Here is a 20,180-nt window from a genome sequence, read left to right as displayed (position 1 = left end):
GGGAGCGTGTGAGCGGTCCGTGAGAAACCAAGGGGGAGCCGGGGTCGTTCGGCACGGGGAAGTCCGGTCGGGGATGCTTGATCCATGCCCACCTCCCTCAAGGTCACCTTCACCGGCGGCGGCGACGCCGCCCTCGCCGCGCGCCTGGAACTCCCCGAGGGCGCCGAGCCGCGGGCGTACGCGATCTTCGCGCACTGCTTCACCTGCGGCAAGGACGCCGTCGCCGCCTCGCGCATCGCCCGCGCGCTGACCGATCACGGCATCGCGGTGCTGCGCTTCGACTTCACGGGGCTGGGCCAGTCCGGCGGCGACTTCGGGAACACCGGCTTCAGCTCCAATGTGGACGACCTGGTCGCGGCGGCCGACTACCTGCGGGCCGAGCACGCCGGGCCGAGCCTGCTCGTCGGCCACTCCCTCGGCGGCGCGGCCGTCCTGGCGGCCCGGCACCGGATTCCCGAGGTGCGCGCCGTGGCCGTGATCGGCGCTCCGGCGGACCCCTCGCACATCGCGCACCTGCTGGGGGACGTCCGCGACACCATCGAGCGCGAAGGGGAGGCGACCGTCACGCTCGGCGGGCGCGAGTTCTGCGTGCGCCGCAGCCTCCTGGCCGACATCGCCAACCAGCCGCAGGCCGAGCGCATCCGCGGGCTGAAGGCCGCGCTTCTGGTCATGCACGCCCCGCAGGATGAGACGGTCGGCATCGACAACGCCCGGCAGATCTTCGACACGGCCCGGCACCCCAAGTCGTTCGTGGCCCTGGACGGCGCCGACCATCTGCTCAGCCGCCGTCCCGATGCGGAGTACGCGGCCTCCGTGCTCGCCGCGTGGGCCGGCCGCTACCTCCCCGAACCGGAGGCGGCGCCGGTGCCGGCCCCGACGGTGCCCCTGGCCGCCGACGTGCCCGTGGGCGACACGGTGACCGTCGCCGAGACGGGAACCGGAACCGGGGGGCTCCAGCAGCTGATCACCGTCGGGCGCCACCGCATGCTCGCCGACGAGCCGGTGCCGATCGGAGACGACACCGGCCCGAACCCGTACTCCCTCCTGCTCGCGGCCCTCGGCGCCTGCACCTCGATGACGCTGCGGATGTACGCGACCCGCAAGAACCTGCCGCTGGAGAAGGTGACGGTCTCCGTGCGCCACGACCGGATCCACGCCGAGGACTGCGCGGAGTGCGAGACCACCGCCGGATTCGTGGACCGCATCGATCGGACCATCCAGCTCGACGGCCCGCTGACCGATGCGCAGCGGACCAGGCTCATGGAGATCGCCGACAAGTGCCCGGTGCACCGGACGCTGACCTCTGAGACGGTCATCCGGACGGAGCTCGCCTGAGGTGCGATGCCGCTGTCCCGTTACGGCGACACGGCCGTCCGCGGTTGCCGGCTGGTAGCGGGAGCAGGCATCGGCATCACTGTTCGGCGAAGTCCGTGCTGAGCGTCAGCTCCCGCCACTTCTCCACCTCGGCGCCGAACGCCGCCAGCGCACCGGTCACGGCGCGGTGGGCGTCCGAGCCGAGCAGCAACCGCGTCGGCGGCTCGTCGAGCTCGATCAAGCGCAGCAGCGCGTCGGCGGCCTTGTCCGGATCGCCGGGCTGGCGGCCGGTGAACCCGGCGCGCGCCGCGCTGATCGGCTCGACGAGGCCGTCGTAGTCCTCGATGCTCCGCGTCGCGCGCCGCATGGAACGGCCCGACCAGTCGGTGCGGAAGGCGCCGGGTTCGACGGCGGTGACCCGGATCCCGAACCCCGCCACCTCGGCGGCCAGGGCGCGCGTGATCCCCTCCAGCGCGAACTTGCTGCCGTTGTAGACCCCGAGCGTGGGGCCCGCGATGAGGCCGCCGACAGAAGTGACGGTGATGACGTGTCCCGCGCGCCGGGCGCGCATGCCGGGCAGGACGGCCTGGATGACCGCGACCGCGCCGAAGACGTTGACGTCGAACTGCCGGCGCCACTCCTGGATCGTCGACTCCTCGACGGTGCCCTCGTGGCCGTAGCCGGCGGCGGCTATCAGCACGTCGATCGGGCCCACAGTCTGCTCGACGCCGGCGACGACCCCGCGGGCGTCGTCGAACCGGGCGGCGTCCAGGATCCGCGCGTGGGCACGGCCGGGCGCCAGCGCCTCGAACTCCTCGACCGCCTCGGAGGTGCGGACCGTCCCGACGACCGTGTGCCCGCAGGCCAGCGCGCGGCGCGCGGCCGCCCGGCCCAGGCCGCTGCTCGCGCCGGTGATCAGTATCAGCAGAGTGCGGTCCCGCATGGCGTGTCACTCCCCAACTTACTTACACATGAGTCAGCTAAATACCTGACGCCAATGTAAGGTAGTCGCCATGGCAGGGCAACCCGACGGCCGGCGCACCGACACCCGCGTCCGCATCCACGAGGTGGCGCTCGAGGTCTTCACCGAGCACGGATACGAGCGCGCCACGATGCGGGAGATCGCCGACCGGCTCGGCGTGACCCGGCCCGCGCTCTACTACCACTACCGCAGCAAGGAGGACATCCTGGCGAGCGTGCACGACGAGCTCGCCGCCTCCGTCGACGACCTGCTGGCGTGGGCCGGCGGGCAACCGGCGACCCGCGCCACCCGGCGCGAACTGTTGCTCCGGCTGCACGCCCTCATGTCAGGGCCCTGGCGCGCATTCAGCCGCTTCGCGCAGGCCAACGAAGCCGCCATGCGCGACCTGTCCGCGACGGCGAGCTTCGCGCACCGCATGGATCAGGTCGGCGCACTGCTCGGCCCGGCCGACTCGGTCGAGGGCCGGCTCAAAGGGCGTCTGGCGCTCACCGCGCTGTTCATGGCGACCGCCCGGGGCTCTCAGCTCCGCGGAACGGACGCCGAGCGCATGGCTGCCGCGCTGGATGTCGCCACGTCGCTCGTGAAATAGGCCAAAAGGCGACGCCCCGCCGCGAGCCCGGGGGGAAGGCTCGCGACGGGACGCCGCCGGTTTGGGGGAGCAGGACCTGCTCCGGGGTCGGGGCTAGTTCGTCCCGAGCGCCGTCCGCAGCACCGCGACCGCCTGGTTGATCGCGCCCTCGGCGGCGTGCGTCTCGCGCAGCGCGTTGAGCATGACGAAGTCGTGGATGACGCCCTGGTAGCGCACCGCCGTCACCGGGACCCCGGCCTGCCGCAGCTTGTTCGCGTACGCCTCGCCCTCGTCGCGCAGCACGTCGGCCTCGCCGGTGACGACCAGCGCCGGCGGCAGGTCCGCCAGCTGCTCCACGCTCGCGCGCAGCGGCGAGGCGGTGATCTCGGCGCGCTGGGCCGGGTCGGTCGTGTACTGGTCCCAGAACCACTGCATCGCGTCGCGGCGCAGGAAGTAGCCCTCGGCGAACTGGTGGTAGGAAGCGGTGTCGAAGCTCGCGTCGGTCACCGGGTAGAAGAGCACCTGCTGGACCAGCCGGATCCCGCCGCGCTCCTTGGCCATCAGGGTCAGCGCCGCCGCCATGTTGCCCCCGACGCTGTCGCCGGCCACCGCTATGCGCGAGGCGTCCAGGCCCCGGGCCGCGCCGTCGCTGACGACCCAGCGTGCCACGGCGAAGTTCTGCTCGATCGCGACCGGGTAGCGCGCCTCCGGGGACAGGTCGTACTCGGGGAAGACGACCGCCGCCCGGGCCCCGACGGCCAGCTCGCGCACCAGCCGGTCGTGGGTGTGAGCGTTGCCGAACACCCAGCCCGCGCCGTGGATGTAGATGATCACGGGCAGCACGCCGGTGCTGCCGGCCGGCTTGACGATCCGGGCCCGCACCTGGCCGGTCGGCCCGCCGGGGACCGTGATCCACTCCTCGTCGACGGCCGGCTTGGCGATCTCGCCGGACTGCACCTCGTCGACGGCCTTGCGGCCCTCGACCGGCCCCAGGTCGAACAGGTACGGCGGGTTGGCGGTCGCGGCAGCGAAGTCGGCGGCGGCCTGCTCGAGAACGGGGACGGGAGCGGGGGCGGCGGCGGGCACGTACTCGGACATGGCTGACTCCTCGTGGTTCGGTGAGCCGGGGGAAGCTCACGGCCTGAACACTAGCGCGCGATTACATCGTGCACAAGTTAAATGCTCACGAGGGGATCGTCTCCACGGCTATGCTGATGGTCATGGACACCGCACGATCCGTGAACGACACCCCGGCCTCGGACGACGGCTTCACGATGCTGCTGGACGACCAGCTCTGCTTCGCCCTGTACGCGGCCTCGCGCGCCGTGACCCAGCGCTACCGCCCGCTGCTCGACGACCTGGGGCTGACCTATCCGCAGTACCTGGTGATGCTGGTGCTCTGGGAGCACGGCACCGTCCCCATCAAGGACATCGGCACCGCGCTGCACCTGGACTACGGGACCCTCACCCCGCTGATCAAGCGCCTGGAGACCAACGGCCTGGTCCGCCGCGAACGCGCCGCCGACGACGAGCGCACGGTCCGCGTCAGCCTCACCGCCGAGGGCGAGGAGCTGCGCACCCGCGCCGCCGACGTGCCGGCCGCCATCGGCGCGGCGATGGCCCTGACCCCGCGCCAGTTCGACGACGCCAAGCGCCTGCTCCGCCTGCTGGCGGACAATGTTTCGGAAGCGTCGGCCTGAGCTACGTCGCCTGAGCTACGTCGCCTGAGCTACGTCGCCTGAGCTACGTCGCCTGAGCTACGTCGCCTGAGCCGCGTCGCCTGGGCTACGTCGCCTGAGCTACGTCAGCGGCCGAACGGTGAGGATCTGTTCGGCGTAGCCGACCGGCCCGGCCACGTCGTGGAGCACGGTCGAGGTGACGCCCTGACCGGTCGGGCCGAACGTCACCGTCGTGTCCAGCCCCGTCCACCGCCCCGCGACCGGCTGCCGGTGCAGATGGACGGTCAGATCGACGTTCGGGAACATCCACTCGGTGGGGGATTCGCGAACGGCGATGCCGTTGGCCGTGTCGACGAGCGCGATGAAGGACGCCAGCCGGCTGGAGCTCTGCCCGGCGACGAGATCGAGCTCGGTCCCGACCCACGCCGTCGTGCGTCCCGGCTGCGGCGGCGCGACCGGGCGGACGTCGACGGAGGCGATGTAGCCGCCGGGCCAGACGTCCGTCATAAGCCACGAGGCCAGCGCTTCCGGGGGCGTGAGCTTGTCGCCGTTCCCGTTGCCGTCGCTCTTACCGTCGCCGGCCCCGCCCCCGCCCCCGGCCACCGCCGCGGTGTCACCGGCGTTCAGCAGCCAGGCCCGCGCCCGCACCACCGGCCGATCACCGATGAGCACGACCGCCTCGACCAGCTCGATCGTCCGCCCCGGCCGCAGCGTCTCGACCCGGATCTCGCACTCGTCGAGCGCGAGCCGCCCCAGGATGTCGAAGCTGACCCGGGACAGCAGCAGCGCGCCGCCAGACCGCGGCCGCTCGGCCGCGAACCGGTCGATGGCGTGCACCACCAGCCCGCCGAGGGGGCTGAAGTGCTGCTCTTCGGGGTCCCACGCGCCACCCGCGTGCGTCGTGGGCTTGTAGCGGTTCTCGCCGGCCGGTTCGTAGTAGCTGCCGATGTTCATGGTGGTGCGAGTCTATTTCAGGGATTGATCGGCTCCGGTTCCCGGGCCCGGGGGTGAATCACAACCGCCACCCCATCGCATCTAGAACCTAGAAGCAGCGGGTCGGCGAGGAGGGCGGAGATCGTGGGGCGGACGGGGCGTGGTGGTCGCGAACGGCAGGATGCGGAGTTCACGGAGTACGCGGCGGCGCGCGCGGCGCGGCTGCGGGAGACCGCCTATCTGCTGTGCGGGGACTGGCATCGCGCCCAGGACCTGGCACAGATGGCGCTCGCAAAGGTCTACGTCGCCTGGCCGAAGATCGAGCGGTCCGAGGCGGTCGACGCGTATGCGCGGCGGGTGCTCACCAACGAGTTCCTCGGCTACCGGCGTCGGCGTAGTTCCACCGAGCGTGTCACGGACGAACTGCCGGAGACGGCAGTCCAGCCGGTGCAGCACGAATTGCGCCTGACGCTGCTGGAGGCGTTGGAGCGGCTCTCGCCGAGCCGGCGGGCGGTGGTCGTCCTGCGGTACTGGGAGGACCACAGCATCGAGACGGTCGCGGAGATGCTCGGCATGAGCACGTCCGCGGTGAAGTCGGCGAGCCTGCGTGCGCTCGCCGAGCTGCGGTCGATGCTCGGCGCGGACTTCCTGGCCGATCTCGCGATCACCTGATCCTGTCGGCCGACCCCTTACGGACAAAGGAGATCAGTCAGCATGCAAGCAGAAGAGGAGTTCCGCTCCCGGCTCCGGGAGGACTTGCGAGGACGGCCGGCGCCGGCGGTGGGCACCCTGGCGGCCGACGCGTTCAGCACCGGTCGCCGGATGCGGCGGCGGCAGCGGACGCTGCGCGCCGTCAGCGGGACCGCGGCGGTGGTGGCGGTCGCGGTCGGATCGGCGGCGATGGCGGGGGCGTTCGGCTCGAACTCGCCGTCCGCGGGCAGTGCCGCACCGGGTGTCGGAACGAAGACGTCCAGGTCTGCGCCGCCGCCGTCCTCGCCGAGGTCGCCGGGCCGGTCGGGCCCGACCGCCCCGCCCTCGTCGGCCCCGGGCCGGCCGGTGACCATCCCGCCGGGGTGGACCGTGCCGCCGCCGGCGACCGTCACCGACCCCGAGTGGGTCACCTCCCGGGCGGTCATCGCGGAGACGAAGAAGCTGCTCCCGGCGGGTACGGACAGCTCGGCCTACTCCGGGGACTACGCGTACGGCGGCGGGGACCCGCGCCAGCAGTGGGCGGTCGACGCGTCGATGACCATCACGACCGCGAAGGGCTCCGCGCAACTGGACGTCACGCTCCACGACGGCAACGGGGGCAACTCCGGCTTGGGCTGCCGCGGGGTGTCGTCGTGCGGATCCGAGCTCCTGCCCGACGGCAGCCGCGTCATCGTCCAGCACGACTGGGACGCCATGGGCACCGGCAAGCTGGGCGCCTACATCATGGTCATCCGCAAGGACGGCATGTCCGTGCAGGTGACGATCCGCGACCAGTCGCAGCTCACCGACGACCAGCTGTTCGCCGTGGCGTCCAGCGGCGCCTGGGGCGGCCTGAAGATGGACAAGAGCTTCGTGGACCAGGCCGAGGCCACGATCAAGGGCACGTTCATGAACCCGCCGGCGTAGTCCGGCAGATCCGGCCCGGCCCGGCGCGGCCGGACGAGAAGACGGCGGTTCCCTGGTGAGTCAAGCACCGGGGAACCGCCGTCGTCGTCGAAGTGTAGATGCGGCGACATCCGGGCCACTACATCAGAGCTCGAACACTGACCGCTTCCGACGTCCACAACCTGTCACCGTGCGCCTCTCGGCGGTAGCCGTTTCTTTGTCGAGACTTGGGGCCTGTCAGGCGCCGTCCACGCGCCTGTGAGCTGCATGTCCGCCGGCCGACCGATCGGCGGAACTACCAGGAAGCGGTGAGACGGAATGCGCAACCTGAAGTCCGTGCCGGAATACGGCACCTCGCTCTTTCGGATCGTCGTGGGCTTCCTCATGGCCTGCCACGGTGCCAGCAGCCTGTTCTCGTGGCCGATGAAGGCCATGGGCGGCCACACGGTGTCGCCGACGACGTGGCCCGGCGGGGTCGCCGCGACGCTGCAGTTCGTATTCGGGGTGCTAGTGATGGTCGGCGTGGGGACGCGGGTCGCCGGGATCATCCTGTCCGGGACGATGGCCTACGCGTACTTCTCCGTCCACCAGGAGAAGGCGCTGCTCCCGATCGCCAACGGCGGGGAGCCCGCCGCGCTGTTCTGCTGGGCGTTCCTGATGATCGCGATCGTCGGGGCCGGCCCGCTGTCCGCGGACGCCGTCGTGGCCAAGCTGCGCGGCGCGTCCCCGGCGCCGGCCGTGTCCGAGCCGGAGGGCACGCCCGCCGCTGTCGCGGCGTGAGCTGACCGGCCCTCCCGATCCGGCGCGGATCCGACCCCCCGCGGGTCCGCGCCGGAATCCCCGCCGCGCGGCGGCACCGCGTCCAGGACGTCCGGGACGTCCGCGCAGTGAATCAGGCCATTGATCAGCTTGTGACGAAACGCGTGAAGCCGCATGCCACCGCGGCTCCCCACAACCGGGCGCTGACCGGTTCGGGCAGGGACAACCTGTCACCGTTCGACCATCGGCGCCCCCGGCTTTTCCCCACACACTGGATCGCGGCCGGGCGATCCGTCCGCGGCCGCGCCCGCCGAGCGCCCCGCCCGAGATGAGGTGGCACGTTGACATCCCTTGATGAGATCGAGATCCCGCTCCCGTTCCAGGAGCTGCTGCGGCCCCACCTGCCCTACGCCGGGGCCGGCCCGCTGACCGCCGGCGAGGACCTGGCCGCGCTCGGCCTGGACTCGATGGCCGTGGTGCAGGTGCTGGCCGACGTCGAGGCCGAGTTCGGGGTGGAGCTCCCCGACGAGATCCTGGACGAGGCCACGTTCGCCACCGTCGGCTCCCTGTGGGCGGCCGTCAGCGCGCTGGTCGGTAGCGGTGCTGACGCGGCTTGACGACCTGGTGCGCCGCGGGGCCCCCGAGCGCCCCGCCGTCACCTTCAAGGACGGCACCCTGACCTACGGCCGGCTGGCCGAGCAGGTCGGCGCGGCCGCCGCGGGCCTGCGGGCGCTCGGCCTGGAGCGCGGCGACCGGGTCCTGGTCTACCTGGAGAAGCGGCTGGAGACGGTGGTGGCGCTGTTCGCCGCCTCCGCCGCCGGGCTGGTCGTGGTGCCGGTCAACCCGCTGCTCAAGGCCGGGCAGGTCGCCTTCATCGCCGCGGACTGTACCGCGCGGGCGGTCCTGACCAGCCCCGAGCGGCTGCAGACCCTCCGCGGGGACCTGCCCGAGTGCGTCGCGCACGTCGTCGTGGTCGGCACCCGGGCCGGGACCGACGACCACGCCGGCGCGGCCCCGGTGACCGCCTGGACCGAGCTGTGCCAGATGGCCGAGCCCGAGACGCAGAACCCTGTCACGGTCGTCGACTCCGACATCGCCGCGATCCTCTACACCTCCGGCAGCACCGGAACGCCCAAGGGCGTCGTGCTCTCGCACCGCAACCTGCTCGCCGGCGCCGAGAGCGTGGCCGGCTACCTCGGCCACACCGCCGACGACGTGATCCTGTCGGTCCTGCCGCTGAGCTTCGACGCGGGCCTGAGCCAGGTGACCACCGCGCTGCACGCCGGCGCGCACGTGGTCCTGGTCAACTTCCTGCTGGCCCGCGAAGTGCCCAAGCTGTGCGCCAGGCACCGCGTCACGGCACTGACCTGCGTGCCCCCGCTGTGGATGCAGCTCGCCGAGGCCGACTGGCCCGCCGAGTCCGCGGCCCATCTGCGTTATTTCGCCAACACCGGCGGCCATCTGCCGCGGCCCACGCTCGACCGGCTGCGCGAGATCTTCCCCAAGGCCGACCCGTTCCTGATGTACGGGCTCACCGAGGCCTTCCGCTCCACCTACCTCGACCCGGCCGAGGTCGACCGGCGCCCCGACTCCATCGGCAAGGCGATCCCGAACGCCGAGGTGCTGGTGGTCCGGCCGGACGGCACGCCGTGCGAGGCCGGCGAGGAGGGCGAGATCGTCCACCGCGGCGCGCTGGTGGCCCTGGGCTACTGGAACGACCCCGAGCGGACCGCCGAACGCTACCGGCCGCTGCCGCGCGCCGGCGGCGCGGCGCGTGCCGAGACCGCGGTCTGGTCCGGGGACCGCGCGGTGCGCGACGAGGAGGGGTTCCTCTACTTCCGCGGCCGTGCCGACGAGATGATCAAGACCTCCGGCTACCGGGTCAGCCCGACCGAGGTGGAGGAGGCGGCGCACGCCACCGGGCTGGTCGTCGAGGCGGCCGCCTTCGGGGTGCCGGACGAGGCGCTGGGCCAGCACATCGTGCTCGTCGTGGCTCCCGTCCCGGACGCCGGCACCGACCCCGGCCCCGCCCGCGCCGACGCTGCCTCGCTGCTGGCCGCGCTGCGCGGCCGGATCCCGACCTACATGCTGCCGCGGCGGATCGAGTTCCTGGACCGGCTTCCGCGCTCCGCCAACGGCAAGTTCGACCGCCCCCTGATCCGGGAGCGGATATCGCAAGTGGAATCCGATGACGAGATGGGACTGACATGACTCTGGTGGGTGTCGTCGGCGCCGGCGTGATGGGCGTCGGGGTCGCGCAGAACCTGGCGCAGACCGGGCACGACGTGATCCTCGTCGACAAGGACGAGGAGACGTTGCGCGAGGCTCTGACCCTGATCGAGCGCAACTGCCGCATGAGCCGGCTGATGGGCGGCCCGGAGGTGGACGCGGCCGAGGTGCTGGCCCGCATCACCACCGGGGTCGGCGCCAAGCAGGTGGCCGGCGCGGAGATCGTGATCGAGAACGTGACCGAGAACTGGGACGTCAAGCGCGCGGTCCATGAGGAGATGGACGCCGCCTGCGGCCCGGAGACGGTGTTCGTGGTCAACACCTCCGCGATCCCGATCACCAAGATGGCCTCGGTGACCGACCGCCCCGACCGCGTGGTCGGCGTGCACTTCATGAACCCGGTCCCGGCCAAGCCGGCGGTCGAGCTCATCCCGGGCTTCCACACCAGCCCCGAGACCGTGCGGCGCACCCGCGACCTGCTGACCGCCATGGGCAAGAAGGCCGTGCAGGTGAAGGACTCCTGCGGGTTCGTCTCCAACCGGGTGCTGATGCTCACCGTGAACGAGGCCGCCTACCTGGTGCACGAGGGCGTGGCCAGCGCCGCCGACGTGGACGAGGTGTTCCGCAGCTGCTTCGGCCACCCGATGGGCCCGCTGGAGACCGCGGACCTGATCGGCGTGGACACCATCCTGTACAGCGTCGAGGTGCTGTACGAGCACTACGCGGACAGCAAGTACCGGCCCTGCCCGCTGCTGAAGCAGATGACCGACGCCGGGCTGCACGGCCGCAAGTCCGGCCGCGGCTTCCACGACTACGACCCCTCCGGCCGGCTGGTCGCCGCCGGTTCCGCGCGCTGAGAAACGACGCCAACGACGCCTACGAGGCCAACAACGCAAGGAGATAAGCGAATGTCCGACTCGATCCAGGCCAAGAAGCAGATAGCCGAGTTCATCCACGGCCGTTTCCCGCAGGCTGAGATCAGCGATTCCGACGACATCTTCGCGCTCGGATTCGTCAATTCCCTGTTCGCCATGGAACTGGTGATGTTCATCGAGAAGACCTTCTCCATCACCGTCCCCAACGACGAGCTGAAGATCGACAGCTTCCGCACCGTCGAGCTGATGGCGGACCTGGTCGGCCGGCAGAAGGTCCTGGCATGACCGTCGCCGATCTCGAGCGCTCCGCGCTCGGGACGCCCGACCGGAACTCGGCGCGGGCGTTCGTGGACAGGTGGATCGTGCCGTGTGCCAACGACTGGGACCGGGACGGCCGCATCCCCGAGGAGCTGCTGGAGCGCCTGGCCTCCGAAGGGCTGTGGGCGCCGTTCCTGCCCGCCGAGTTCGGCGGCGCGGGCCTGGACATGGTCACGCTCGGCGCGATCCACGAGGAGGTCGGCCGCGGCTGCTCCTCGGTGCGCAGCCTGCTGACCGTGCACACCATGGCCTCCTGGGCCGTGCACCGCTGGGGCAGCCCCGAGCAGCGTGAGCGCTGGCTGCCGCGGATGAGCCGCGGCGCCGTGCTCGGCGCGTTCTGCCTGTCCGAGCCCGGCGCCGGCAGCGACACCTCCGGCATCACCACCACCGCGGTCCCGCACGGCGGCGGCTGGCGGATCTCCGGGGTGAAGCGCTGGATCACCAACGGGCAGCGGGCCGACCTGCTGCTGGTGTTCGCCCGCGTCGGCACCGGCATCGCGGCGTTCCTGGTGCCGCACGACACCCCCGGCGTCAGCGTGCTGCCGATCGACGGCATGCTCGGCACCCGGGCCTCGATGATCGCCGAGATCTCCTTCCAGGACGTCGAACTCGGCCCGGACGCCCTGCTCGGGCCCAGCGGCTTCACCGCCGGCATGGTGCTCACCGGCACCCTGGACCTGGGCCGCTACAGCGTGGCGACCGGCTCGGTGGGCATCATCCAGGCCTGTGTCGACGCCTGCGCCGGCTACGCCGCCCAGCGCAAGGTCAACGGCGCGCCGCTCAGCGAGCTGCCGCAGATCCGCGCCAAGCTCTCCGACATGGTCACCGACGCCCGCGCGGCGCGGCTGCTGTGCGAGGAGGCCGGGCGCCTGAAGGACGCCGGCGAACCCTCGACCATCATGGCCACCTGGATCGCGAAGTACTTCGCCTCCACCGCCGCGGCCCGCCACGCCACCCAGGCGGTGCAGGTCCACGGCGCCAACGGCTGCAGCCCCGACTACCCGGTCGAGCGCTTCTACCGCGACGCCAAGGTCATGGAGATCATCGAGGGCTCCACCGAGGTCCAGCAGCTCACCATCGCCGGCGAGGCATTCCGAGGAGGCCTGTCGTGAGCACCACCGCCGACGGCGTTGCGACGGCCGGCGCTTCGAGCGCGGACAGCATCGAGGCGCAGACCGCGCAGGCGATGACCAAGCCGAAGCAGGGCCGGATCAAGTGCGTGGTCTGGGACCTGGACAACACCCTGTGGGACGGCATCCTGCTGGAGGACGAGAACGTCGTCCTGCGCTCGGACGTCGTCGCGCAGATCCACCGGCTCGACGGCCTCGGCGTCCTGCACTCGGTCGCCAGCCGCAACGACCCGGAGACCGCGCTGGCCAAGCTGAAGGCGTTCGGGCTGCAGGACATGTTCCTGCACCCGCAGATCGGCTGGGGCGCCAAGTCCGAGTCGGTCGCGTACATCGCCAAGGCCCTGAACCTGGGCCTGGACGCCTTCGCCTTCGTCGACGACCAGGAGTTCGAGCTCGCCGAGGTCGCGCACGCGCACCCCGACGTGCTCTGCGTGGACGTCGCCGACCTGGGTGAGCAGCTGGCCCGGCCGGAGTTCCACCCGCGCTTCGTCACCGACGAGTCGGCCCAGCGCCGCCTGATGTACCTGGCGCAGGCCACCCGCGACGACATCGAGCGCGACTTCAGCGGCACGAACGACCAGTTCCTGGCGAGCCTGGACATGACCTTCGTCATCGCCCCGGCCCGCACCGAGGACCTGCAGCGCGCCGAGGAACTGACGATCCGCACCAACCAGCTGAACTCCACCGGCCGCACCTACTCCTACGACGAGCTCGACGAGCTGCGCGAGTCCAAGAACCACCTGCTGCTCGTGGCCTCGCTGGAGGACAAGTTCGGCACCTACGGCAAGGTCGGCCTGACCCTGGTGGAGAAGGGCGACGACGGCGTCTGGAAACTCCTGATGCTGCTCATGTCCTGCCGGGTGATGTCCCGCGGCGTCGGCTCGGTGCTGCTGAACCACGTCATGGGGCTGGCGAACGAGGCTGGCGCGGAGCTGCACGCCGACTTCGTCGAGACCGGCCGGAACCGGATGATGCAGATCACCTACGCCTTCGCCGGCTTCACGGAGATCGCCCGGGTGGGCAAGCTCGCCACCCTGAAGGCCGACATGGCGCGGCTTCAGCCGCCGGCTCCGTACGTGAAGCTGGTGACCGTGGACGAGGACGGGACCGAGCACGTGACCGGCCCCGGCGCGGCGGGCCAGGCATGAGTACAGACCCCGGCATGAGCACCGAACGCTGGCTGCCGTTCCCGCGCCCGCCGGGCGAGGTCCGGTTGTACTGCGTCCCGCACGCCGGCGGCGGCGCGTCGTCCTTCCGGCCCTGGATCGGTGCCATGCCCGGCGTCGCGGTCTGCCCGCTGCAACCCCCGGCGCGCGAGGCCCGGCTCCGGGACGAGCCGATCCGCGCCATGGAACAGATGGCGTCCGAGATCGCGGACGTGGTGCAGGACAGTGCCGACGGACCGTATGCGGTCTACGGCCACAGTCTCGGCGCCCTGACCGCCTTCGAGACCGTCCGCGAGCTCCGACGCCGGGATTCACGGACACCGATGCCGGTGCACCTGTTCGTCTCCGGCTGCCCGGCGCCGCAGATCCGGGACAGCCTGCTGCCGAACGTCCACGACGCCTCCGACGAGGAGGTCGTGGCGCTGCTGCGGCGCCTCGGCGGAACGCCGGAAAGCCTGCTGGGCGACCCGGGCCTGCTCGGGCTGATCCTGCCGGCGGTCCGGGCGGACCTGGAGGTGAAGGAGACCTACCGCTACACCCCCGAAGCGCCGCTGGACCTGCCGCTGACCGTGCTGGACGCCGACGACGACCCGCGCGCCGGCACCGCCGGCACGGCGGCCTGGCGCGAGCAGGCGGCCGCGGAGTTCGCCCTGCACACCGTGGGCCAGGGCCACTTCGCAGTGTTCGAACAAGCCCAGATCACCCACAAGTACCTGCTGGAGGCCCTGACCCCGTGGCTGTGACCGCGGTCCGGGTCTGGCGCGCCGCGCTGGACCAGGAAGGGGATCCGCACCGGTGGCTCAGCCACGAAGAACGAGCGCGCGCCGCCCGATACGCGAGCCCTGACGAAGGGCGCCGGTTCACGGTGGCGCGCGCTGTTCTGCGTTCGGTGCTGGGGGAGGCCTGCGGCCTGGCCCCGGACGAGGTGGCGATCGCCACCGAGGACGGCGGACGGCCGATCATCGACCCCTGCGACGGTCGCACGCCGCCGGACTTCAACGTGTCCCATTCCGGGCGCTGGGCGCTGATCGCCGTGGCGTCGCCGGGCCGGCGGGTCGGTGTGGACCTGGAATGGGACGGCCGGGACGTGGACTGCCTGGCCATGGCGCGGACGATGTTCCAGCCCTGCGAAGCCGAGCGCCTGGCCCGGCTGGAGGGGGAGTGGCGGCGGCGGGAGTTCTTCCGGCTGTGGACCGCCAAAGAGGCCTACGTCAAAGCCGACGGCGCCGGTGTCGCCGGGCTGCGCGCCGTCCTGGTGGACGGCGCGAAAGCGCGGTCGTCGGCGCCGTCGGCGGGCTTCCCTGCTGAGCTGCCCGTCCGGTGGTTCTCCGCCGCACCCGGCTATCCGGCGGCGCTTGTGGTGTCAGGCGGGGTCACACCATTCGTGCTCTGCGACCGATTCCTCGAAAGCTGATTCGCCAGCACCCGCAGTGGGGTCCCACCGGCCAGATCGTGCAGCGTCAGGCCGCCGTAGCCGCGCTCGTGGAGCAGGTCCAGCACGCGCGGCAGGCGCAGCACCCGGCCGCCGTTCGGCACATAGGCCGAGTCCAGGTCGAGCATGTCGGCGCAGATGTCCATCGCGCGGCCGATGGCGCCGCGCAGCTCCAGCAAGGTTTCCGCGCCGGCCGTCTCCACGGTGCCTGCCACCGTGAGGTCTGGAGTCGCCGCCGCGGGTTCTCCGAACCCGGCCAAGGTCGAGATCTCGCTGATCCGCAGATCCGAGTCCGGCTCGGCCAGCGCCAGCAGCACCGCCTCGTAGCCGCGCAGGAAGCGCTCGACGGTCTCGGCGTCCATCACCGCGCCGGAGGCCTGCAGGTTCACCGAGACCGCGTCGCGCAGTTCGGTGATCCGCAGATACACGTCCGAGCCGAACGCGGCCCACGCGGTCGGTGCCGCGTTCCGCACGAAGGTCGTGCGCCGGACGCCAGCGGTGTGCGCGGCGTGGCTCAGGAAGTTGAGTTCCGAGCCGATCCGCAGGTCCCGGCCGCGGATGGCGCCGGCGCAGGCCAGGATCTCCAGCATCTCGTCGTAGCCCAGCGCGGTGTGGTCGCGGACCGCCTCGGTCTGCTCCGCGACCCGCCCCAGCAGTTCGGAGAACGACGGGTCGTCCCGGCCGTCCACGATCATCAGCAGCGGCGAGAAGCGGCACGTCAGCACATCGCTGTAGGCGTCCTCGCCGCGGTTGCCGTGGAAGTTCCAGTGCGGGACCAGGCCGTCGCCGGTGTAGGCCGCGGCCAACGCCGTGAACACCGCGACGTGGACCAGCGAGGGCCACAGTCCGGCCCGGTCCGCCAGCTGCCGACTGGCGGAAAGGGCCGCGGGGGAGGTCAGGGTGGCGGCGTTCGGGTCGGCCGGACCGCCGCGGCGCCGGGCGAACAGATCGGAGCTCAGGCGCGCCGCCTGCTCGCGCCAGAACTCCGAGGCCTGCTCGTGCCGGTCCCGGAACCCGGTCTGGCTCTCGTGGCCGACCAGGTGCAGCGGCTGGTAGCGCACCGGTTCCAGACTGGCCGGCCGGCGGGTGGCCAGCGCGGTGCCGAGCACCTCCAGCTCCCGCTCGAAGCGGTCCACGCTCCAGGCGTCGAAGGCCATGTGGTTCATGACGACCACCAGCTGGCGCGGCGTGCCGCCGTCGGTGATCACACAGGCCCGCAGCGGCCAGTCGGCGGCCAGGTCGAACGGCGCCGTGGACAGCTCCTGGACCACGGCGGCCGGCGGCGGGGTGCCGTCCTGCTCGGCCGTGGCCTGGACCAGCTTCACCGGCCCGGCCGGGTGCACCCGCTGCCACGGATCGCTGTCCGCGTCGTGGTGGTAGGTGGTCCGCAGCGCCTCGTGCCGGCGCACCAGGTGGCCCAGCGCCGTCCGGATCTGCGGCACCGACAACCCCGGCGGCAGCGGGAAGCGGGTGACGATGTGCGCGTCGTGGCGCGCCTCGGCGGGCAGCTGGTGGTGCCGCAGCCAGATGTAGCGCTGGCCCAGTCCCAAAGCGCCGGTCTTCGTGTCCTGAGCCGTCCCCGTCACCGGCCGGCCCCGTATCGCTCGTGCATGGTAAGACGATCCCCGCCCGCCCGGCCTGGGACAACGGCCCGGCGGTGTCAGCTTCCTGACGCCGTTACCGGCCATCCGCGCGCATTGACCGCGAGCTTCGCGGTTCGGACAGTGGGCGGTATGACCTTGACCGAAGACCTCGCCGCCCGGTTCGGCCGGCACGAGGGCGAGCTGGCCGTCGGCGGCGTCCCGGTGCGGCGGCTGGCCGCCCGCGTCGGGGCGACGCCGTTCTTCGCCTACGACCGTGCCCTGCTCACCGAGCGGGTCGCCGCGGTCCGGCGCGCGCTGCCGGACGGCATCCACCTGAGCTACGCCGTGAAGGCCAACCCGATGCCGGCGCTGCTGCACCACATGAGCACCCTGGTCGACGGCTTCGACGTGGCCTCGGGCCTGGAACTGCGCGCCGCCCTCGACACCCCGGTGGGCCCGGCCAAGGTGAGCTTCGCCGGCCCCGGCAAGACCGCGGACGAGCTGAGCCAGGCCGTGGCCGCCGGGGTGACCGTCGAACTGGAGTCAGAGCTCGAACTCGCCCGGGTCCGCGCCGCGGCCGCCGAGACCGGCGTCACGGCCCGGGTCGCGGTCCGGGTGAACCCCGACTTCGCCGTGCGCGGCTCCGGCATGCGCCTGGGCGGCGGCCCGCAGCAGTTCGGCGTGGACGCCGAGCGCGTCCCGGACCTGCTGGGCCTCATGGGCGGCGGGGACCTGGAGTTCCAGGGCTTCCACATCTTCGCCGGCTCGCAGAACCTGCGCGCCGAGGAGATCTGCGAGGCGCAGCGCCGCACCGTCGACCTGGTCCTCACCCTCGCCGAGCACGCGCCCTCGCCGGTCCGCTACGTCAACGTCGGCGGCGGCTTCGGCATCCCCTACACCGCACGGGACTCCGCACTGGACCTGGCGCCGATCGGGGAGAACCTGGCGAAGCTGACCGACGTGGTGGCCGCCGGCCTGCCCGGCGCCCGGATCGCGGTCGAGTTGGGCCGCTACCTGGTCGGCGAGGCCGGCGTGTACGTCACGCGGGTACTGGACCGCAAGGCGTCGCGCGGCAAGGTGTTCCTGGTCGTGGACGGCGGCATGCACCACCAACTGGCGGCCTCGGGCAACTTCGGGCAGACGATCCGCCGCAACTACCCGCTGGCGGTGGCGAACCGCATCGACGACCCGGCCGCGGCCAAGGTCTCGGTGGTCGGGTGCCTGTGCACCCCGCTGGACCTGCTCGGCGACGACATCGAGCTGCCGGACGCGGACGTCGGCGACCTGATCGTGCTTTTCCAAGCTGGCGCCTACGGTCTGACGGCCAGTCCGACCGCCTTCCTCAGCCACCCGGCACCGGTCGAGGTGCTTGTCTGAACGGTGGCCGGATGCGGTTTGTCCGGAGGTTGACAGTCAAGGGCGTTTTCCAACCCCACCTGTATGGGATGCGGGATCCACGTGTCACACAGGACTCGGCCCTCGATAGCCGACCACCGTGTGACACGTGGATCCCGCCACACCATAGAGGGCTCTTTGTTCCGGGTCCCCCGCCGCGTCGGCGGGCGTAGCCAAGCTGGCCGGGCCGGTGGTGTCAAGTCGCTGATACCCGGCCACAGCAACAGCGATCCGACTTGATACCACCGGACCGGCCTGCTTCCGTCAGGCGTCGACGCGGCGGGGGACCCGGAACATGGTGACCACAAGCAGCACCGCCACCAACAAGCGCAACGCGCCCACGCACGAAGACAAAGCCGAACAGTCGCGGGCCGCCGCCATCAAGCAGGCCCGCAGGGGGCGCCCCCCGCTGTAGAGCGCCTGCCGGAGGCACCTGCCTTTGATCTTAGGCACCCACCAAATGCGGCAGGCAGCCGCCAGACCAAACGCGTGCGCAGTGACTCGGACCGATGCGCGCCCTTACCCAGCCACAACCGCCGCCCGCCGCCCGCCGGCCCCAGCCCCCAGCGCCTCTAATCACCAGGGAACAGCGCCGGATCGGGCTCAGCGGGCGTCCATAGCTCCTTGAGCCCGCTCTCCGGCGCCGCCACCGCACGCTGGACGCCGAACGCGACCGTGCGCAGCATCCCGGCCAGCGCCTCGGCGTCCACGACGTCCGGATCGGTGCGCAGCTGGACGCTGGTCCGGCCGTCCTGAGCCGTGACCCGCACGTCGAACGGCTGCCCGTACTCCCGCGGCTTCTCCGTCCAGACGAGTTCGGCCGGGGCGTGCTCAGCCGGATCGGCGACCCGGTCGTCGAACGGCAGGTAGTTGAACCAGGCCGGGAACAGGCGGTTGTACCAGCCGTCGGCAGATCCCTCGGTCTGCGCGGCGATCCGGTCCACGTCGTAGCAGGAGTACCGGTAGGCCTTCGCGCCGGCCCAGTGCGTTCGCTTCACGTGCTCGGCCAGCGTTCCGGCGCGGTCCACCGGCAGGGCGATCGGGATGAGCTGGTTCAGCGTGCCGACCACGTGGCGGTGGTCCGGTGCGAAGCGGTTGTTCGACATCAGGCTGATGACCGTGCCCTCGGTGCCGAGGTGTTCCGCGAGGGCCGCGGTGACCATCGCGAGCAGCACGGCCGGCACCGTGACCGCGTGCTGGCGCGCAGCCTCGGCGGCCAAGGCCGTCAGCCGGTGGGAGTGCAGGACGGCCTGTACGCGCGGCTTGGTCTGGCCGGTGCCCAGCGTCGGCAGGGCCTGTCGGAACCCGGCCGGCGCCTCGGCGAGCACGCCGCGCCAGTACTTCTCCGCGGACGCCTGCCTTGTCTGCCACTTCTCAGCATACTGAGCCGTCGATAGATCCCGCTGCGAGGCCCCGGCGTCGAGATCGGCCCCGGGGTCCTCGGCCAAGATCCGGAAGCGGCGCTCCAGCTCGATCATCGACCAGACGTCCAGGATCAGGTGCGAGAACGCCAGCGAGACGAACATCGGCGCGCCGTCGGTGGTCACCAGCGAGCCGCGCCAGCAGGGGCCGCCGATCATCGGGATCGCTTGCGCCGCCAGGGTCTCGGTGGTGCGGATCGGGTCGGCGAAGTCGGTGATCTGCCGGTCGGCGGTCTCGATCGCGCGCGGCAGCCCGGTGGCGGGATCCAAGCCGCAGAGGCCACCGCCATCGCCGCCACCGCCGCCGTCGTGGACGTCACCGCCACCATCGCCGCCGCCACCGCCCTCCACCGGATGCACGTGCTGCGCCGGGACGCCGTCGCCGTCGACCGAGTAGCTGGTGCGCAACGGCTCGTGCAGCTCGATCAGCCGGCGCAGCGCCGCCGCCAGCCGCTCGGGGGTCAGGCCTCGCAGGTCCCAGGTCGCCGACAGGTTCGCCTCGGCCCGCCACGGCGGCGGGTAGGACTCCACCTCGCGCCAGCTGTAGAGCTGGCCGTGGCTGAGCGGCGTGGGCGCGACGGTGTTCGGCATAGGGCCCATTGCCCCAAGGCCGGACGACGATCGCAAGGTGATGACGATGGCACAATGCGGCGGCCGTTAGTTGCCATCGCCGCGGGGCCGGTATTCGTTGACTGCGAACGCCTCGCCAATTGATCCTCGTTCTCGGAACTCCCGGACCGGCGATTGTGCCGCGGCCATTCCTCGGCCTTTCCGGGAGGGCGAATCGCGATTCCTCCCCC

General features: G+C 71.8%; 20 protein-coding genes. 15 read left to right on the top strand and 5 right to left on the bottom strand.

Annotated elements, in window-relative coordinates:
* Window positions 1-84 precede the first annotated feature (84 nt).
* The gene (locus ABIA35_RS14705; RefSeq protein ID WP_370358253.1) at window positions 85-1,335 is read left to right on the top strand and encodes an alpha/beta fold hydrolase; all 1,251 of its coding nucleotides are present in this window, start codon (window positions 85-87) and stop codon (window positions 1,333-1,335) included.
* 76 nt (window positions 1,336-1,411) lie between these two features.
* Here the strand turns inward: ABIA35_RS14705 and ABIA35_RS14700 are convergent, their stop codons facing one another.
* On the bottom strand, window positions 1,412-2,257 hold the full coding sequence (locus ABIA35_RS14700; RefSeq protein WP_370358252.1) for an oxidoreductase: 846 nt from the start codon (window positions 2,255-2,257) through the stop codon (window positions 1,412-1,414).
* A gap of 70 nt (window positions 2,258-2,327) precedes the next feature.
* Here ABIA35_RS14700 and ABIA35_RS14695 point away from each other — a divergent pair, with 70 nt between their 5' ends.
* Window positions 2,328-2,885, top strand: a complete 558-nt coding sequence (locus tag ABIA35_RS14695) for a TetR/AcrR family transcriptional regulator (RefSeq protein WP_370358251.1) — start codon at window positions 2,328-2,330, stop codon at window positions 2,883-2,885.
* Window positions 2,886-2,978: 93 nt separating this feature from the next.
* Here the strand turns inward: ABIA35_RS14695 and ABIA35_RS14690 are convergent, their stop codons facing one another.
* Entirely contained in the window at window positions 2,979-3,962 is a 984-nt protein-coding gene (locus tag ABIA35_RS14690; protein WP_370358250.1) for an alpha/beta hydrolase, read from the bottom strand.
* Window positions 3,963-4,084: 122 nt separating this feature from the next.
* On the opposite strand from ABIA35_RS14690, the gene ABIA35_RS14685 reads away from it, so the two are divergent.
* Window positions 4,085-4,564, top strand: coding sequence for a MarR family winged helix-turn-helix transcriptional regulator (locus tag ABIA35_RS14685; protein WP_370358249.1), 480 nt, complete (start codon window positions 4,085-4,087; stop codon window positions 4,562-4,564).
* Between the two features lie 99 nt (window positions 4,565-4,663).
* On the opposite strand, the gene ABIA35_RS14680 is transcribed toward ABIA35_RS14685, so the two are convergent.
* The gene (locus tag ABIA35_RS14680; protein ID WP_370358248.1) at window positions 4,664-5,497 is read right to left on the bottom strand and encodes a thioesterase family protein; all 834 of its coding nucleotides are present in this window, start codon (window positions 5,495-5,497) and stop codon (window positions 4,664-4,666) included.
* A 123-nt stretch (window positions 5,498-5,620) separates the two neighbouring features.
* Here ABIA35_RS14680 and ABIA35_RS14675 point away from each other — a divergent pair, with 123 nt between their 5' ends.
* The 11 genes from ABIA35_RS14675 to ABIA35_RS14625 all read left to right on the top strand — a co-directional run bounded on the left by ABIA35_RS14675 (window position 5,621) and on the right by ABIA35_RS14625 (window position 14,963).
* Window positions 5,621-6,148 carry a SigE family RNA polymerase sigma factor gene (locus ABIA35_RS14675; protein WP_370338612.1) on the top strand — a complete coding sequence of 176 codons (528 nt, stop codon included), beginning with the start codon at window positions 5,621-5,623 and terminating at the stop codon, window positions 6,146-6,148.
* 42 nt (window positions 6,149-6,190) lie between these two features.
* Window positions 6,191-7,093 carry a hypothetical protein gene (locus tag ABIA35_RS14670; RefSeq protein WP_370358247.1) on the top strand — a complete coding sequence of 301 codons (903 nt, stop codon included), beginning with the start codon at window positions 6,191-6,193 and terminating at the stop codon, window positions 7,091-7,093.
* Window positions 7,094-7,390: 297 nt separating this feature from the next.
* A complete protein-coding gene (locus ABIA35_RS14665; protein ID WP_370338616.1) occupies window positions 7,391-7,852 on the top strand; it encodes a DoxX family protein in 462 nt (153 codons plus the stop codon).
* A gap of 320 nt (window positions 7,853-8,172) precedes the next feature.
* The gene (locus tag ABIA35_RS14660) at window positions 8,173-8,448 is read left to right on the top strand and encodes a phosphopantetheine-binding protein (protein ID WP_370358246.1); all 276 of its coding nucleotides are present in this window, start codon (window positions 8,173-8,175) and stop codon (window positions 8,446-8,448) included.
* Complete coding sequence (locus ABIA35_RS14655) at window positions 8,432-10,042, top strand: acyl-CoA ligase (AMP-forming), exosortase A system-associated (protein WP_370358245.1); 1,611 nt, start codon at window positions 8,432-8,434, stop codon at window positions 10,040-10,042. The genes ABIA35_RS14660 and ABIA35_RS14655 overlap by 17 nt, the downstream gene beginning before the upstream one ends.
* Window positions 10,039-10,917 carry a 3-hydroxyacyl-CoA dehydrogenase family protein gene (locus ABIA35_RS14650; RefSeq protein ID WP_370358244.1) on the top strand — a complete coding sequence of 293 codons (879 nt, stop codon included), beginning with the start codon at window positions 10,039-10,041 and terminating at the stop codon, window positions 10,915-10,917. Before ABIA35_RS14655 ends, ABIA35_RS14650 begins: the two co-directional genes overlap by 4 nt.
* 51 nt (window positions 10,918-10,968) lie before the next feature.
* Window positions 10,969-11,220: an acyl carrier protein gene (locus ABIA35_RS14645; RefSeq protein WP_370338624.1), complete on the top strand. Its 252-nt coding sequence runs from the start codon at window positions 10,969-10,971 to the stop codon at window positions 11,218-11,220.
* Window positions 11,217-12,365, top strand: coding sequence for an acyl-CoA dehydrogenase family protein (locus tag ABIA35_RS14640; protein ID WP_370338625.1), 1,149 nt, complete (start codon window positions 11,217-11,219; stop codon window positions 12,363-12,365). The genes ABIA35_RS14645 and ABIA35_RS14640 overlap by 4 nt, the downstream gene beginning before the upstream one ends.
* Before the next feature lie 74 nt (window positions 12,366-12,439).
* Window positions 12,440-13,531: an HAD-IIIC family phosphatase gene (locus ABIA35_RS14635; protein WP_370358321.1), complete on the top strand. Its 1,092-nt coding sequence runs from the start codon at window positions 12,440-12,442 to the stop codon at window positions 13,529-13,531.
* 14 nt (window positions 13,532-13,545) lie between these two features.
* Window positions 13,546-14,292: a thioesterase II family protein gene (locus ABIA35_RS14630; protein ID WP_370358243.1), complete on the top strand. Its 747-nt coding sequence runs from the start codon at window positions 13,546-13,548 to the stop codon at window positions 14,290-14,292.
* The gene (locus ABIA35_RS14625) at window positions 14,283-14,963 is read left to right on the top strand and encodes a 4'-phosphopantetheinyl transferase superfamily protein (protein WP_370358242.1); all 681 of its coding nucleotides are present in this window, start codon (window positions 14,283-14,285) and stop codon (window positions 14,961-14,963) included. Before ABIA35_RS14630 ends, ABIA35_RS14625 begins: the two co-directional genes overlap by 10 nt.
* Here the strand turns inward: ABIA35_RS14625 and ABIA35_RS14620 are convergent.
* Window positions 14,891-16,567, bottom strand: coding sequence for a condensation domain-containing protein (locus ABIA35_RS14620; protein ID WP_370358241.1), 1,677 nt, complete (start codon window positions 16,565-16,567; stop codon window positions 14,891-14,893). The genes ABIA35_RS14625 and ABIA35_RS14620 overlap by 73 nt on opposite strands.
* Window positions 16,568-16,714: 147 nt before the next feature.
* Between ABIA35_RS14620 and ABIA35_RS14615 the strand changes: the two genes are divergently transcribed.
* Window positions 16,715-17,941: a pyridoxal-dependent decarboxylase, exosortase A system-associated gene (locus tag ABIA35_RS14615; RefSeq protein WP_370358240.1), complete on the top strand. Its 1,227-nt coding sequence runs from the start codon at window positions 16,715-16,717 to the stop codon at window positions 17,939-17,941.
* Between the two features lie 590 nt (window positions 17,942-18,531).
* Here the strand turns inward: ABIA35_RS14615 and ABIA35_RS14610 are convergent.
* Window positions 18,532-19,971, bottom strand: a complete 1,440-nt coding sequence (locus ABIA35_RS14610) for a condensation domain-containing protein (RefSeq protein WP_370358239.1) — start codon at window positions 19,969-19,971, stop codon at window positions 18,532-18,534.
* Between the last annotated feature and the right edge of the window lie 209 nt (window positions 19,972-20,180).

The organism is Catenulispora sp. MAP12-49 (genome assembly GCF_041262705.1).
In the GTDB taxonomy this organism is placed as follows: Bacteria; Actinomycetota; Actinomycetes; order Streptomycetales; family Catenulisporaceae; genus Catenulispora.
The sequence above is the reverse complement of the archived record's forward strand: the minus strand, read 5'-3'. Positions and strand labels throughout refer to the sequence as shown.